Annotated in this window: 14 protein-coding genes; 12 read left to right on the top strand and 2 right to left on the bottom strand. The window is 60.4% G+C overall.

The window, feature by feature from the left end:
• Positions 1–26: 26 nt before the first annotated feature.
• The 11 genes from FJ248_06665 (at position 27) to FJ248_06715 (ending at position 12911) form a co-directional block, all read left to right on the top strand.
• On the top strand, positions 27–2717 hold the full coding sequence (locus FJ248_06665; GenBank protein ID MBM4120563.1) for a 4Fe-4S dicluster domain-containing protein: 2691 nt from the start codon (positions 27–29) through the stop codon (positions 2715–2717).
• A gap of 106 nt (positions 2718–2823) precedes the next feature.
• Entirely contained in the window at positions 2824–3411 is a 588-nt protein-coding gene (locus FJ248_06670; GenBank protein MBM4120564.1) for an NADH-quinone oxidoreductase subunit I, read from the top strand.
• A 10-nt stretch (positions 3412–3421) separates the two neighbouring features.
• Entirely contained in the window at positions 3422–3946 is a 525-nt protein-coding gene (locus FJ248_06675; GenBank protein MBM4120565.1) for an NADH-quinone oxidoreductase subunit J, read from the top strand.
• Positions 3947–4050: 104 nt separating this feature from the next.
• Positions 4051–4353: an NADH-quinone oxidoreductase subunit NuoK gene (gene nuoK, locus FJ248_06680; GenBank protein ID MBM4120566.1), complete on the top strand. Its 303-nt coding sequence runs from the start codon at positions 4051–4053 to the stop codon at positions 4351–4353.
• A 1-nt stretch (position 4354) separates the two neighbouring features.
• A complete protein-coding gene (gene nuoL, locus FJ248_06685; GenBank protein MBM4120567.1) occupies positions 4355–6355 on the top strand; it encodes an NADH-quinone oxidoreductase subunit L in 2001 nt (666 codons plus the stop codon).
• Entirely contained in the window at positions 6352–7947 is a 1596-nt protein-coding gene (locus FJ248_06690) for an NADH-quinone oxidoreductase subunit M (protein MBM4120568.1), read from the top strand. The genes nuoL and FJ248_06690 overlap by 4 nt, the downstream gene beginning before the upstream one ends.
• A gap of 3 nt (positions 7948–7950) precedes the next feature.
• A complete protein-coding gene (locus FJ248_06695; protein ID MBM4120569.1) occupies positions 7951–9561 on the top strand; it encodes an NADH-quinone oxidoreductase subunit M in 1611 nt (536 codons plus the stop codon).
• Positions 9558–11048 (top strand): NADH-quinone oxidoreductase subunit N, encoded by a 1491-nt coding sequence (locus FJ248_06700; GenBank protein MBM4120570.1) that lies wholly within the window; start codon positions 9558–9560, stop codon positions 11046–11048. Before FJ248_06695 ends, FJ248_06700 begins: the two co-directional genes overlap by 4 nt.
• A gap of 261 nt (positions 11049–11309) precedes the next feature.
• A complete protein-coding gene (locus tag FJ248_06705; GenBank protein MBM4120571.1) occupies positions 11310–11735 on the top strand; it encodes a hypothetical protein in 426 nt (141 codons plus the stop codon).
• 108 nt (positions 11736–11843) lie between these two features.
• Complete coding sequence (locus tag FJ248_06710; protein ID MBM4120572.1) at positions 11844–12104, top strand: hypothetical protein; 261 nt, start codon at positions 11844–11846, stop codon at positions 12102–12104.
• Positions 12105–12107: 3 nt separating this feature from the next.
• The gene (locus tag FJ248_06715) at positions 12108–12911 is read left to right on the top strand and encodes a phosphodiester glycosidase family protein (protein ID MBM4120573.1); all 804 of its coding nucleotides are present in this window, start codon (positions 12108–12110) and stop codon (positions 12909–12911) included.
• A 3-nt stretch (positions 12912–12914) separates the two neighbouring features.
• Here FJ248_06715 and FJ248_06720 read toward each other — a convergent pair whose 3' ends face one another.
• Positions 12915–13367 (bottom strand): rhodanese-like domain-containing protein, encoded by a 453-nt coding sequence (locus FJ248_06720; protein MBM4120574.1) that lies wholly within the window; start codon positions 13365–13367, stop codon positions 12915–12917.
• On the opposite strand from FJ248_06720, the gene FJ248_06725 reads away from it, so the two are divergent.
• Complete coding sequence (locus FJ248_06725) at positions 13347–13682, top strand: hypothetical protein (GenBank protein MBM4120575.1); 336 nt, start codon at positions 13347–13349, stop codon at positions 13680–13682. The two genes, FJ248_06720 and FJ248_06725, sit on opposite strands and share 21 nt — an antisense overlap.
• A gap of 9 nt (positions 13683–13691) precedes the next feature.
• Here the strand turns inward: FJ248_06725 and pyrE are convergent, their stop codons facing one another.
• A complete protein-coding gene (gene pyrE, locus FJ248_06730; protein MBM4120576.1) occupies positions 13692–14327 on the bottom strand; it encodes an orotate phosphoribosyltransferase in 636 nt (211 codons plus the stop codon).
• Positions 14328–14362 lie beyond the last annotated feature (35 nt).

Genomic DNA, 14362 nt, shown 5'->3' on the forward strand with positions numbered 1-14362 from the left:
TTCACATTTCATAATTTCGAGGAACTATGGGTCTCAAGCCGGCCACCAATCCTGAAGTCGAAGCGGCGTCGATCGAACTGATGATCGACGGCACGACCGTCACGGCCAGGGACGGGGTATCGCTCTACGACGTGATCGCGAGCACAGGCAAGATCATCCCAGCCATGTGCTACCACTACACCTTCGATCCCTTTGGCTCCTGTGGTATGTGCCTTGTAATACAGGAAGGTAAAAAGGCGCCGGTGCGTTCCTGCACGGCCAAGGCCACAGCCGGCATGATCATCCGCACCGAGGGCGACGATCTGTTCCAGGCTCGCAAGAAGGCGGTGGAGAAGCACCTCTCCGTCCATCCGCTTGATTGCCCGGTGTGCGATGCGGATGGCCACTGCGAATTACAGGATATGTCCTTCCAGCATGGCGTGACCAACCTGCCGAACGCCAAGCAGAAGCTGATCCCGGAGGACACTCGCAGCCTCGTGCTGGATTTCAACATGAACCGCTGCATTGCGTGCGGCGAGTGCATCAACATCTGCAAGGACGTGCAGATGATAGACGCGCTCCAGTTTATGAAGAAGGGCGGCTTCACGCAGGTGGTGGCCAAGGGCGACGTGGCGCTGGATTGCGAATTCTGCGGCGATTGCCTTGCGGTCTGCCCGGTCGGCGCGATTACGAACAAGTTCTCCAAGTACCTCTACAAGCCCTGGCAGTTGAAGAAGACCACGACGACCTGCAACTACTGCGGTGACGGCTGCCAAATGCACGTCGAGACGAAGGACACCGAGGTCGTACGCGTGACCTCACCGCTTTCCTGGCAAAACAAATGGGGCGAGCGGTCCGACACGGCCAACGGCCACGGCGGGCTCTGCGTGCGCGGCCGGTTCGGGTTTCAATTTATCGATAGCAAGGCACGCCTCACGCAGCCGCTGGTGCGGCAGGGGGGGAAGCTGGCTGGATCACCCTGGATCGAAACGATCGAGACGGTGGTGAACCGCCTTGCGGACGTGAAGGCGCGGCACGGGTCGAACGCCATCGCCGGCCTCATCACGGCCCGGTGCAGCAACGAAGAGCTCTACCTGTTCCAGAAGCTGATGCGCACAGCCATTGGCAGCAACTGGCTGGACAGCAGTGCGCGGTACGGTCATCTGAACTTCATCCATGCGGCGCAGCATGCGCTGGGCGCGACCCGGATGACGAACAGTCCAGCCGAGATCACTAGGGCCAAGGCGATCCTCGTCGTCGGCGCGAACCTGACCGAGACCAACCCGGTGTTCAGTCTGCGCGTCAAGGAAGCGATCCGCGTCTATAAATCGCAGATCATCGTGGTGGATTCGGCCAATACGAACCTCGCCAAGCTGGCCTCCCACCCGCTGCTAGTGAAGCCTGGCACGGAAGGTCTCTTCGTGAAGGGCCTCGTGAAATCCGTCATCGAGCAGGACCTGATCGATACTGAGGTCACTGGGAAGCACGTGCAAGCTCTCGCGGCGCTCAAGCAAGCGGTGGCGGGTGTGTCGCTCGATGCGGTGGCCGCCGCGACCGGCGTGGCGAAGGACCGGATCAATGAGGCCGCGACCGTTTTTGCGGAAGCCCCGCGCTCCGTCATCATCTGCGGCGAGGGGATTGTGCGCCGGACGGACGGCTATCAGCATGTGCTCGCGCTTGTGGATCTGCTCTGGGCGACTGGCAAGCTGGGCCGGCCCGGCTGCGGGCTCAACACAGTGACCGAGGAGGCGAACGAGCAGGGCGCTGTGGATATGGGCGCCTCGCCGGAATTCCTCCCTGGACAGCTCTCGTTCGATAATGAGGAGGCCCGCACGAAGTTTGCCAAGGCGTGGAATGTCGCGCTGCCGGGCAAGGGTACTGGCGCGGCTCTGATGGACATCCTCAAGAAGTGCCGGAGCGGAGAGATCAAGGCGCTCTACGTGGTCGGCGAAAATCCGCTGGCGACATTGCCGGCTTCGGCGGAAGTCAAGGCGGCACTAGAGAAGCTGGAGCTGCTGATTGTGCAGGACCCTTTCCTGACCGAGACGGCGCAGATGGCGCATATCGTCCTGCCGGCCTGCACCTTCGCGGAAAAAAACGGCACGGTCACAAGCCAGGATGGGAAGGTGCAGCGCATCCGGCAGACGATGGATCCACTGGGGGACAGCCTTCCCGACTGGCACATCTTTGCGGCGATCGGTAGCGGACTCGGCTGTAAGGCAATGGAATACGAAACGGCGCAGGACATCCAGAATGAAATCATGACCCTCGTGCCCGGCTATTACAATCTGGGCCAGCCCAGGAAGGTGACGGTCAATCCGGACGGCTACCTCTCGAACGGCTACAAGGCGGATGTGGCCGCGCGGTACGAGATGAAACAGAATGCCGGTGGCGCACAGTTTGGTCTGACGATGGGGCAGTTGCTTTATCATTCGGGCAAGCTGTCCACGCAAGCGCCCGGCCTGCTGCTGATCGAGCCGGCGACCGGGAAGTTGCATCTGAGCCCGCAAGACATGGAACGGCTTGGTCTCAAGGACGGCGACCGTGTCCGGGTCGCATCGGCGAAGGGCCAGGCGGTGCTGAGCGTGAAAATGGACATCGCCATGCTTCCGGGCTCCTGCTTCTATCCGGAGCATTTCAACAATCCGCCGGTCAAGGACCTGATGGCCGTCGAGGTGGACGCTGCCACCGGGGTGCCCTATTTCAAGCAAACAGCGGTCGGCATCGAAAAAGCATGAAGTGGGCGATGGGCTATAGACACCGGGCAATAGGTAAAGTCGGAGAATCAGGGGCAGCGTCCCCGTACCCATCACCCTTCATCTGTCGCCTCTCGTGGAGTGAGCTATGAGCGTCGTGGTATTCGCAAAAAAAGTCTGGGAGGCGGCCCTCTTCGCGGAAATCTGGAGCGCGATGAAGGTCACCTTTGCGCACATGCTCCACAAGCCGATCACCTTCCAGTACCCGCGCGAACAGCGGGTGATCCCGGACGCGCACCGTGGCGCCCTGGGCCTGCTACGCTACGACGACGGCAAGGAACGCTGCGTCGGCTGTGACCTCTGCGAAGCCGCCTGCCCGTCGCGCTGCATCAAGGTCATCAGCGCGGAGGATAAATCGCTCCCGCTTCAGCGCTACGCGAGCGAGTTCTACATTGACATCACGAAGTGCGTGTTCTGCGGTTACTGCGTGGAGGCCTGCCCGGTCAATGCGCTGGCCATGACCAAGATGTACGAGTTTTCGACTCACGACAAGCGGACGCTGTTGTTCGACAAGAACCGGCTCTATCAGATCGGGGAGCAGCATTTGGAAGACGGCAAGAAGTATCTCTATGCTCACGGGCAGGAGAAGAACGATCAAATGTACCACGACTACCGGTATTTCTTCCCCCAGTCGGTAGAGCAGTCGACGCAGCCGCCGCCCAAGCATTTGACATGATCCGGCACAAATGATTCTCGTCTTTTTCGTCTACTTTGCCCTGGTGAGCATCCTAGCGGGGGTCCTCACGGTCGCCCTGCGCAACCCCGTCCATTGTGGGCTCGCGCTGCTCGCGCTGCTGCTGCACGTGGCGGGCCTCTTCGTCCTGCTCAACGCGGAGTTTCTCTTCGCCGTCCAGGTCATCGTCTACGCCGGCGCGATCCTCGTGCTCTACCTGTTTGTGCTCATGCTCCTGAATCTGAAGAGCGACGAGCGGTATTTGCATACGAAGTACGCCGTGCTGCTGTTCGCAGGCGTGGGGATCTGCAGCGAGCTGGTTCTGCTGGTCCTGCAGTCGCCGTTCGGAGGCGCCACGGGCGACGCGCCGGCTTCAGCCGTCCTGCAGCAGGGCGACAGCTACGCAGTCGGTATCAAGATGTTCAGCGAATACCTGCTGCCGTTCGAAATCGTCGGCGTATTCCTGCTCGGCGCGATTATCGGCGCCATCGTCCTGGCCAAGACGCCGACGGCCGTCGAAGCAGACCATGAGGCGTAATCCATTCTTCGGTACGCGTCAATCGTTAAGACCGATGGACGAGACAGCACCGAGCCGGTTGTTTTTTCGTATGACACAGGACGAATAGCGGATAACAATTTTTTATGGTTCCCTTAAGCGCATACGTTGCCGTCAGCGCCATCCTGTTCGCCACGGGGCTGGTCGGCGTGTTGATCCGCCGGAACTTCATCATCGTGCTGATGTCGGTGGAGATCATGCTCAACGCCGCCAACATCAACCTCGTCGCGTTCTCACATTACCTCGAGTCCATGACCGGGCAGATCGTCGCGCTCTTCGTGATCGCGATCGCGGCCGGCGAGGCGGCAGTGGGGCTGGCGATCATCATCGTCGTCTTCCGCGGAAAAATTTCCACGAATGTGGATGAAATGAATCTGTTGAAGTGGTGACATGTACGACTGGCTTGTCATAGCAATCCCGGTATTGCCGTTGGTGGCCGTCCTGCTCAACGGCCTGGTGGGGAGCCGCTATTCGCACGACGTCGCGGGCCGCCTCGCCTCCGGCTCCGTAGGCCTATCCTTCGCCTGCGCCCTCGCCGTCTTCGCGAATCAGTTGCAGGGCCGTGGGGCGCACGAAGTCGTAGCCTACCGGTGGATCTTTGGCGGGGATCTCAACATCAACCTCGCGTTTTTGATCGATCCGCTCACCTGCATCATGCTGCTGGTGGTGACCGGCGTCGGCTTTCTCATCCATCTTTATTCGATCGGGTACATGCACGGCGAGGAGGGCTTTACGCGCTTCTTCACCTACATGAACCTCTTCATGGTGTCCATGCTCTTGCTCGTGATGGGCAACAACTACGTGGTGCTCTTCATCGGATGGGAGGGCGTTGGCCTCTGTTCGTACCTCCTGATCGGCTACTACTACGACAAGGTCTCAGCGGCCAAGGCGGCAACCAAGGCCTTTGTGGTCAACCGGATCGGCGACGCGGGGTTCTTGCTCGCAATCTTCCTCGTGTTCTATAACTTCGGCACGTTGGACTACACGCAGGTCTTCGCCAAGGCCGGCGCCCTGTCGCCCCAGATGGCCACGGCCATCGCACTTTGCCTGCTCGTCGGGGCGGTCGGCAAATCGGCGCAGATTCCCCTCTACACCTGGCTGCCGGACGCGATGGAGGGCCCCACGCCGGTCAGCGCACTGATCCACGCAGCCACGATGGTCACCGCCGGCGTCTACATGATCGTCCGCAACCACGTGCTCTATGATATGGCGCCTGTGGCCATGACGACAGTTGCGGTCGTGGGCGGGTGCACGGCGCTCTTTGCCGCGACGATCGGCCTTGTGCAGACCGACATTAAGCGCGTGCTGGCCTATTCGACGGTCAGCCAGCTCGGCTACATGTTCCTGGGCTGCGGCATCGGCGCCTACACAGCGGCGATTTTCCATCTGATGACCCACGCCTTCTTCAAGGCGTTGCTCTTTTTGTCGGCCGGCTCCGTGATCCATGCGCTGGGCGGTGAGCAGGACATCCGCAAGATGGGCGGGCTGAAGAAAAAGATTCCCGTGACGCACGCGGTCTTTCTAATCGGCACGCTGGCCATCGCGGGCATCTTTCCCTTCGCTGGCTTCTGGAGTAAGGACGAGATCATGGCCCATGCTTTCGTCCATCACCACTACGGGCTCTACGCGATGGCAGCCACCGGGGCTCTGCTGACCTCCTTTTATATGTTCCGGCTGACGTACCTGACCTTCTATGGCCCGTCGCGGATGGACCACCACACGGAAGCGCATGTTCATGAGTCGCCGTGGATCATGCTCGGGCCACTGGTCGTACTGGCCGGCCTCTCGCTCAGTGGTGGCTTCCCCGGTGTGCCGCCTGAGAACGGCTGGTTCCACCATTTTCTCCATCCGTCGGTCGCCGCGGGTGTAGCGGAGGACCATGGTGGGAGTCTGGAATTGATCATCGGCTTGATGGGTGCCGCCACGGTCATCGCGCTGATCGGCTGGGGTGTTGCACACTACCTCTATAGCGTAGATCCGGAAACCGCCGATCAGTGGGCCGCGAAGTCGCCAGCGACCTACGCGACATTGCTCAACAAATACTATGTGGATGAGATTTACGATTTCCTGATCGTCGAGCCGATCAAGGCGCTGGGACGTGCGTGGGACTGGTTCGACAAGACGATCATCGACGGCCTCGTGCGCGGCGTGGCTGAGCTGACCGAGTGGGGCGCCTGGCTCAGCACTTGGATTGAGAAACACGTCGTCTATGCCGGCCTGAACGTCATCGGCTATGCCAATCATCTGACCGCACGGACCTGGCGCCGGTTGCAGAGCGGCCAGGTCCATCACTACGCAGCGATCATTGTGGCGGGCCTCTTCATCCTTGTCCATTTGGCCTACATCTGGTGGACGACCGGCATGGTGGGATTCGGAGTGGCGTTGAGATGATGCAGGAACTGACGTACGCGTTTCCCATTCTCTCCTGGCTGGTTTTCCTGCCGCTGATCGGTGCGCTCATCATCTGGGTGTTACAGGATGAGGATTTGATCCGAAAGGCGGCCTTGGGCGTGGCGTTGTTCGAAGTGGCCCTGACCGCGGTCGTTTTCAGAAATTTTGTGTCCGAGTCGCCCGCCATGCAGTTCTCCGAACGGCTGACCTGGATTCCCGAGCTCGGCATCAACTACCACCTGGCGGTGGACGGGATCAGCGTGCTCTTTGTCGGCGTGACGGCTTTCCTGACGACGCTCGTCGTCCTTTACTCATGGGACACAGTCCGTGTCCGTGTGAAGGAATACTACATCGCTGTGCTGGCGCTCCAGACGACCACGATGGGCATCTTCGTGTCGCTCGATCTGATTGTGTTCTTCGTCTTCTGGGAGCTCATGCTCATCCCGAGCTATTTCCTGATCAAATTGTGGGGCGGCGGGGCGGAGCGGGAGTACGCGGCGCTGAAATTCGTGCTCTACACGCTGCTCGGTAGTGTGTTCATGCTGGTCGGCGTGGTTCTGCTCGACTTGAATTATCACGACTGGGCCGTGGCGCATGCGATCCAGCCGGCCTATACGTTCGACTTTCTTGATCTGCTGACCGTGCCCATTCCGGTCGATCAGCAGCTGTTGATCTTCTGGCTGATTTTCCTCGGCCTCGCCTTCAAGGCGCCGCTGTTTCCGTTCCACACCTGGCTGCCCGACGCGCTGGTGGAGGGCCCGATCGGTATGTCCGTCATGCTGGCGGGCGTTAAGCTGGGCACCTACGGCTTTATGCGGTTCAGCCTGCCGCTGTTGCCGGATGCCTCGACCGATGGTCTTGTGGGGGCGGTGCTCATGGCGCTGGCGTTAGCCGGGATTCTCTACGGCGCGATCGTCGCACTCATCCAGCCGGATTTTCGCCGCCTGCTGGCCTTTAGCAGTGTGAGCCACTTGGGCTTTGTCGTGCTCGGCATCTTCGCGCTGAACTTCCAGGGCCTACAGGGAAGCCTCCTGACGATGATCAATCTGGGCTTCAGCACGGCCGGGCTCTTTTTTATCGCCGGCTTCCTCTATGTCCGACGGCACAGCACGGAACTCTCGGCCTTTGGTGGCGCGGCCAAGCAGGTGCCGCTGCTGGCGACCTTCCTGTTGATTATTGGCATGGCCTCGATCGGCCTGCCGGGGACGAACGGTTTCGTGGGCGAGTTTTTGATTCTCCTGGGCGCGTTCCAAGCCTACTGGCTCTTCGGCGTCTTCGCCGTGACGGGCGTGATCTTCGGCGCGGCCTATTTCCTCTGGTACTATGAGCGGGCGATGCTCGGGCCGCTGTCGCCGGGGATTCCGCGCACGATCACGGACCTAAACGCGCGCGAGATGATCATCGCCGTCTCGCTCTGTGTGATGATTTTGTGGATTGGGCTCTATCCCTCGCCGTTCCTCAAAATAATGAACGGATCCATTCAGGCGTTGGAAAGTCGCCTGCTAGACCGGGGGGTGGAAGTAAAGGCGGTGTCGCCGCAGCCGGGGAATCGCGCGGCGCTGGAACGACCGGACGGGGGGCGCAAGATCTAAGTCATGCTCGACGCCATCCTTCTTATTATATTGTTTGCGCCATTCGTCGGGGCCATGACGCTGATCTTTATCCCGAACCGGCAGGCGCTTCAGGTGCGCCTCGTTGCGGCGATTTCAGCCGGCGTCTGCTGCCTGGCTTCCTGGATCATGTTCCTGTCGTTCGATGCCACCAAGGTCGGCTATCAGTTCGTCCAGCGGTTCGAGTGGTCCAAGGAGCTCGGTATCGCGTTTTATCTTGGCGTGGACGGCATCGGCGCGCCGCTGGTACTGGCCTCCGGCGTTCTGCTGTTCGCGGGCATTTTCATTTCCTGGCACATCAAGGACCGGACTAAGGAATTCTACATCTGGCTGCTGATTCTGGCCGCCGCCACGATCGGCGTCTTCATGTCGCTCGACCTGTTCTTCCTGTACTTCTTCTATGAAATGTCCGTCATTCCGATGTACCTCCTGCTGGGCATGTGGGGCAGCCACACCAAGGCCTATCTGGAAACGGCCAACGCGGCCGAGTGGGAGCGCCCTGACGCCTCGCGGTTCATCCTGAACTTCGGACGGAACAGCAAGGAATATGCGGCGATGAAGCTCGTGCTGTTTCTGTCCGCCTGGGCTGTGGCGGCGCTGATGGGCATTCTGCTCATTTACAAATTCTCAGGCCTGAACACCTTCGACATCGTGCAGCTGAAGCAACACGCGCATTTTGAGGGGACGTTGGGCACGCTGATCTGGCTGCTAATTTTCTTTGGCTTCGCGTCGATCGCGCCGATCTGGCCGCTGCACTCCTGGTCGCCCGTCGGCCACGCCGCGGCGCCCGCCGCCACGTCCATGCTGCACGCGGGCGTGCTGATGAAGCTGGGCCACTTCTCGATCATCCGCATCTGCTACGAAATCATGCCGGACCTCACGCGGCAACTCATGCCGATTGCAGCGGTCCTCTGCATCTTCAGCATTGTCTACGGCGGGCTGGTGGCGTTTTACGCGAAGGACACCAAGTACGTCATCGGCTACAGCAGTTCGAGCCACATGGGCTACGTATTTCTCGGCATGGCGGCGCTGGACTACATCAGCCTGAGCGGCGCGGTCATTTATATGTTCGCCCACGCGATGGCCACGGGCATGCTCTTCGCCATGGCCGGCTGGGTCTACGATCAAACGCACACGCGCGACATTCCGTCCCTCGGCGGGCTTGTCGACCGCATGCCCTTCGTGGCCGGCTGTTTCATCGTTGCCTGCATGGCCTCCATCGGCATGCCCGGCACGGTCAACTTCATCGCCGAGGTCATGATCCTCGTCGGCGCCTGGCACAAGTATCCGCTGCAAGTGTTTGTCGCCGTCGTTGGGATCGTGCTCACGATGGGGTATCTGTTCCGCATGATGCGGGGGCTGTTCTACGGTCCGCTGGATGAGCACTATGCGCATTCGCACGATGCCGTGTCGCTGGTGGACCGGTTCCCGCTGCTGCTCATGATCGCTTGCAGTGTCGGGTTCTTCTTCTTCCCGTTCCATTTCTATGACGTGGTGCGCGCTGGCGTGGATCCGCTGATCGCCCGCATCATCGAGGTGGTGCCGGTCGTCTCGCAGACAGGGCAGGCACTGATCACCGGAGGGCCGCAGCCGTGACCTTCGCGCTGACGATGAGCGCCACCGATCTGCTTCTCATGCTGCCGGAGCTGTTTCTCACCCTCTGGCTCTGTGTGATCCTCGCGATCGATTTCTCGCTGCCGCGCTTCTCGAAGCGGACCCTCGCCTATCTAAGCGTGCTCGGGCTGGTAGCGGTACTGGGGAACCTCGTCTGGTTCGACCGTGCCGGTATCACCGGCACGCTGTTCAACCACATGTTCGTCGTGGACCGGCTGGCGATCTTCTTCAAGATGTTTGTCGTCGCTGCGACGATCCTTGTGATCCTGGCGTCCGTCGACTACGTGAAGCGCTTCAAGTTTTTCAAAGGTGAGTATTACTTCCTCGTGCTGATGTCAGCCCTGGGGATGATGTTCATGGCCTCGGCCAACGACCTGCTGTCCATTTTCATCACCCTGGAGTTCTCGACCTTTGGCTTCTACGTGCTCGTTGCCTACCTGCGCGACAATCCGGCGTCCAACGAAGCGGGGCTGAAGTTTTTCATTCTGGGCGTCTTCGCGGCGGGGCTGCTGGCCTACGGCATCAGTCTCGTCTACGGCGAGACGGGCAAGATCGTGCTCTCTGATCTTGCCGCTGCGCCAGCCACGACGAGCCTCGTCATCGGCTGGGTGCTGATCTTCGCGGCGCTGGGGTTCAAAATCGGTGCGGCGCCGTTCCATTCCTGGATTCCGGACACGTACCATGGCGCGCCCACGCCGGTGACGGCGTTGCTGTCCATCGCGCCCAAGGGCGCGGCTTTCGCGATTCTGCTGCGGATGTTCTTCATCTCGCTGGCGTCGTTCAAGCCGCAGTGGGTGTTGCTGCTGGTGCTGGCATCTATCCTCTCAATGACCTACGGCAACATCGTGGCCATCGCGCAGAAGAACATTAAGCGGCTGCTGGCCTATTCGGGCATCGCGCAGATTGGCAACGTGCTAATCGGCCTCGCGGCCGGCACCAAGATGGGCGGCGACGCAATCCTATTCTACCTGCTGACCTATCTGTTCGCGAACCTCGGCGCGTTTGCCGTCGTCATTGCCGTCGGGAATTCGATCAACAGCGATGAGATCGAGGATTACAACGGCCTGGGCCGCCGGTCGCCGTTCCTTGCCTTCGCCATGCTGGTATTTCTGCTGTCGCTGGCCGGTGTGCCGCCGCTCGCGGGCTTCATCGGCAAGCTCTACATCTTCGTCGCCGCGATCAAAGAGGGACTTTACACGCTGCTGGTTGTTGGCCTCGTCAACGTCGTCATTTCAATGTACTACTATCTTGTGGTGGTGAAGAAGATGTACATCAATGAGCCGGTGGACAGTTCGCCGCTGACTGTGTCCGCACCCATGCGGGCGGTGATCTATGCGGGGTTAGCCGGCACGCTGATCTTGGGCGTCTACCCGCAGCCGGTGATTGATTGGGTTGTCTCTGCCACGCTGATGTTCTCGAAAATCGTCTCCCCGCATGCCGCTCTCAGCGCACCTGTCATTGGTGGCTGACCTAGGCTGTTGACCAAGCTCCCCGACAGCGTTCGTGCTTGCTCAGGCCCTCCCCGAACCGAAGGGCATACGCCTCAGGCCTTTGCTTGCGATCGCCTTCCCGGAAGTTTTTAAACAGTCCAAAAAGAGAAGATTGGAAGACTTCCTCTGCTTTTTCAAGAACTTAAACGCCTGCAAAAGAACTGATTTTCCCCTCTGTTCGCGGGCGTTCTATCAAGGTAAAATCCACCAGTTTACGAAATCCTTGTACGGGAGGTACCCATGGCGGAGTCGATCAGGCTGGCACAATACTTCAAGATGGCGGTGCCGAACAAACCGGGGGAGGCAGTGGCGCGGCTCGATACGGTCAAGGGGGCTGGCGTAAACCTGCTCGCGTTCTCGGGGTTCCCGCGCGGCGGCAAGGCGCAGTTGGATTTCGTGCCTGAGGACCCAGCGCGATTTCAGGCCGTGGCCAAATACCACAAGTGGAAGCTGCAGGGGCCGAAGGCCTGTTTTGTGGTGCAAGGGGATGATCGGGTTGGCGCGGTAGCCGACATGCTGGAACGTCTGGTGGATGCCAAGATCAATGTGACAGCGGCGGATGCCGTCAATGCCGGCAAGGGCCGCTTCGCCGTGCTGATTTTCGTGAAGCCGGGCTCGGTCAAGAAAGCGGCGGCGGCGCTGGGGGTGTCTGAACCACATTCATGAAATGATTTCTACCCGGACCCATCATCTGTGCGTGCGCCATGACCACTCCGACTGTTGCCGCAGAAAAGTCTGCGCTCGTCGGGAACGGGTCTAGGCGGGGAGCCAGGCGTGTCGAGGCCGTTGATTTTGAAAGTGGACGGCACGGGGATTTTCGCCAACAGCCCACTCACCTGGAAACTGCCGGGCGGCAACAGCAGCTATGGGACGGCGGAGGGCAGCGAGCTGCTCGGCACGCCCATGCTGCAGTGTGCTCCTAGCCAGCAGCAGCGAATCCCCTACGACACGCCGCTTAATCCGAAAGACCGCAGCTTCGACGGCCCAGCGGGCATTTTGACGGTACGAATTAGCAGCGACAGGAACAGGTGCTAACAGATGAAGGTTCTGTTGCTCGCAGCACTCCTTTTTCTGCCGGCCCATGCCTGGGCGCAGGCACCGGCATGGGACAAACTGGCCGACGGGCTCGACGTCACGGTCTGGACACCGGGCAAGCCCTGCGCACAGGTGCCGCCGCTCTATCTGCTGAAGATCGATCCGGAGCGGTTCCGATTCGCCGTCTATCAATTCCATCACGAACGGCTCAACGGGCCGCTGACGCTGCCCGAATGGCAGCAGCGCACGAAGGCGGTCGCCCTATTCAACGCAGGCCTCTTTCTCGAGAATTTCTCCTATATGGGGCTGCTCTACAGCGGTGGCCAGTCGGCGGGAAGCGCGAAGCATGCGCAGTGGCAGGGCCTCTTCGTGGCCGAGCCGTTTGCGCCGATGGGAAAGAAGGCGCGAGTCCTCGACCTGCAGGCTGAGGCGTTCGATCCCGGGCGGCCGGCTTATCAGGAGGCGGCGCAGGCGCTGATGTTGCTGGACCGGCAGGGCAAGCCGCGGGTGCGGCAGTCCGGCAAGGCGGCGCAGCAGACGGTCGTGGCGGAGGATCGCGCCGGCCGCATACTCGTGATCATGTCGAATGGCGAGATCCCGCTCTGGGAACTCGCCGTGTGTCTGCGGGACGGTTTTCGTGACGTGACGCACGCGATGGCCATGGACGGTGGGGCTTCGTCGGATGTGCTGATCAGTTCAACGCTCTCGGGCCCGCGCACCGACGCCGCCTGGTCTCCGCTGGTGGATGGCAAGGGGCTCAGTCACACGCCCTTACCCGCGGTGATCGGGATCTTTCCGAGGCAGTGAGGGTTAGCGGCCGGCTGGTTGCGTCGCGTAACCGGCCTCGACCCACGCGTTCATACTGCCGCTGACGTTGTAGACATGCTTGTACCCGAGGTCGGCCAGAGTTTCCGCAGCGATGTTGCTCCGGTGGCCGGACTGGCAGTAGACGACGATGTGGTCGTTGGTCTGTGCCCCGATTTCGCGGTGGCGGGTCCGCATCTGGGAAAACTCGATATTGCGGTCGGTACCCGGAATGACGCCGCCGATATGTTCCTTAGCCGAGCGCACGTCAATGAGAAAGAAACCCTTGTTGAGATGATCCGGCGCTTTTTCAAGCGCGGCTTTCAGCTTTTCTACAGAGATGAGGTACGAATGATAGGCCAGCGCCTGCGGCAATGCCGCCAACATCACCAGCGCCATCAGTGCGAACGCGAGCCGTGTACTTCTCATGAAACCTCCATGGACGGAAGGAGTCTCCATGATACGAGGGGGTTCCCTGACTGGTCAAGTCTGGCCCTGGCGGGGCTGTTGCTGCTGGCTGGCTGCGCCGAGGGCGTGAAGTTCGTTCAGGAGACCGAGACGGGTGGGATTGTTGTCTATCCTTATAAAGGAGACAGCGCGCTCCTCTCGAGCTTTCGGGGGGACGCACTCAAGATGATCCGGGACAAATGTCCGAAAGGTTACAACGTGCTGAAGGAAGGAGAGACGAAGGGCCTTCGGCGAATTCAGGACAATGTCGGCGGCTCAGAGGAAATCACGCTGAACCGTTGGGCGATCAAGTTTTCCTGCAAGTAACGGCTGTGGCTAGAAAGCCTGCTGGAGATCCTTGATCGTCAGCAGGCTGATGAGCGTTACGCCGAGGTCTTCTACCTTCTTGCGACCCTCCTGTTCTTGACGATCCACGAGCACGAGCGCATGCGTGACGGTCAGCCCGGCGTGGCGGGCGGCTTCCACGGCCTTGATCACCGAGCCCCCGCTTGTTAGCACATCGTCCACGACGACGGCCTTGTCACCACGCTGCGCCGCGCCTTCAAGCAGCTTGCCCGTCCCGTGATCCTTGGCCTGCTTGCGGACGACAAACGTTCGCCAGTCCTTCTTGTTGCGATGAGCTTCATCCGAAATAGCCGTGGCGATCGAGATGGCCCCGATTTCCAATCCGCCGATACAGTCCACCGGCAGGCCTTGCAGGGCTTCAAACGCCAGTTGAGCTACGAATGCACGCGGACCCGGATGGGCCATCAGCACCCGGCAGTCCACGTAGAACGGGCTCACGGCGCCGGAGGCCAGCGTGAAGCCTTTGTCCTTGTCCCACTTGAATGACTGGGTAGTCAGAAATGATTTGGCGAGGTCGGATTTGAGTGACATTGGTGCGCAGTATAAATGGGGGAACGGGCGCAAGTCATCCCCGATTTTGAACCATTGTTTCCTTGACCGGTTCATACGCGGGCGGTACGGTAGTGCTATTATTTATGGAA

Origin of the sequence: Nitrospira sp., from assembly GCA_016873435.1 — a bacterium.
Taxonomy (GTDB): Bacteria; Nitrospirota; Nitrospiria; order Nitrospirales; family Nitrospiraceae; genus VGXF01.

Coding starts and splice junctions, on each gene's coding strand:
- FJ248_06720 (MBM4120574.1), bottom strand. CDS start 13,367: ATGGAGACTCCTTCCGTCCATGGAGGTTTCATGAGAAGTACACGGCTC.
- nuoL (MBM4120567.1), top strand. CDS start 4,355: ATGTACGACTGGCTTGTCATAGCAATCCCGGTATTGCCGTTGGTGGCC.
- pyrE (MBM4120576.1), bottom strand. CDS start 14,327: ATGAACCGGTCAAGGAAACAATGGTTCAAAATCGGGGATGACTTGCGC.
- FJ248_06690 (MBM4120568.1), top strand. CDS start 6,352: ATGATGCAGGAACTGACGTACGCGTTTCCCATTCTCTCCTGGCTGGTT.
- FJ248_06715 (MBM4120573.1), top strand. CDS start 12,108: ATGAAGGTTCTGTTGCTCGCAGCACTCCTTTTTCTGCCGGCCCATGCC.
- FJ248_06675 (MBM4120565.1), top strand. CDS start 3,422: ATGATTCTCGTCTTTTTCGTCTACTTTGCCCTGGTGAGCATCCTAGCG.
- nuoK (MBM4120566.1), top strand. CDS start 4,051: ATGGTTCCCTTAAGCGCATACGTTGCCGTCAGCGCCATCCTGTTCGCC.
- FJ248_06695 (MBM4120569.1), top strand. CDS start 7,951: ATGCTCGACGCCATCCTTCTTATTATATTGTTTGCGCCATTCGTCGGG.
- FJ248_06670 (MBM4120564.1), top strand. CDS start 2,824: ATGAGCGTCGTGGTATTCGCAAAAAAAGTCTGGGAGGCGGCCCTCTTC.
- FJ248_06705 (MBM4120571.1), top strand. CDS start 11,310: ATGGCGGAGTCGATCAGGCTGGCACAATACTTCAAGATGGCGGTGCCG.
- FJ248_06725 (MBM4120575.1), top strand. CDS start 13,347: ATGGACGGAAGGAGTCTCCATGATACGAGGGGGTTCCCTGACTGGTCA.
- FJ248_06665 (MBM4120563.1), top strand. CDS start 27: ATGGGTCTCAAGCCGGCCACCAATCCTGAAGTCGAAGCGGCGTCGATC.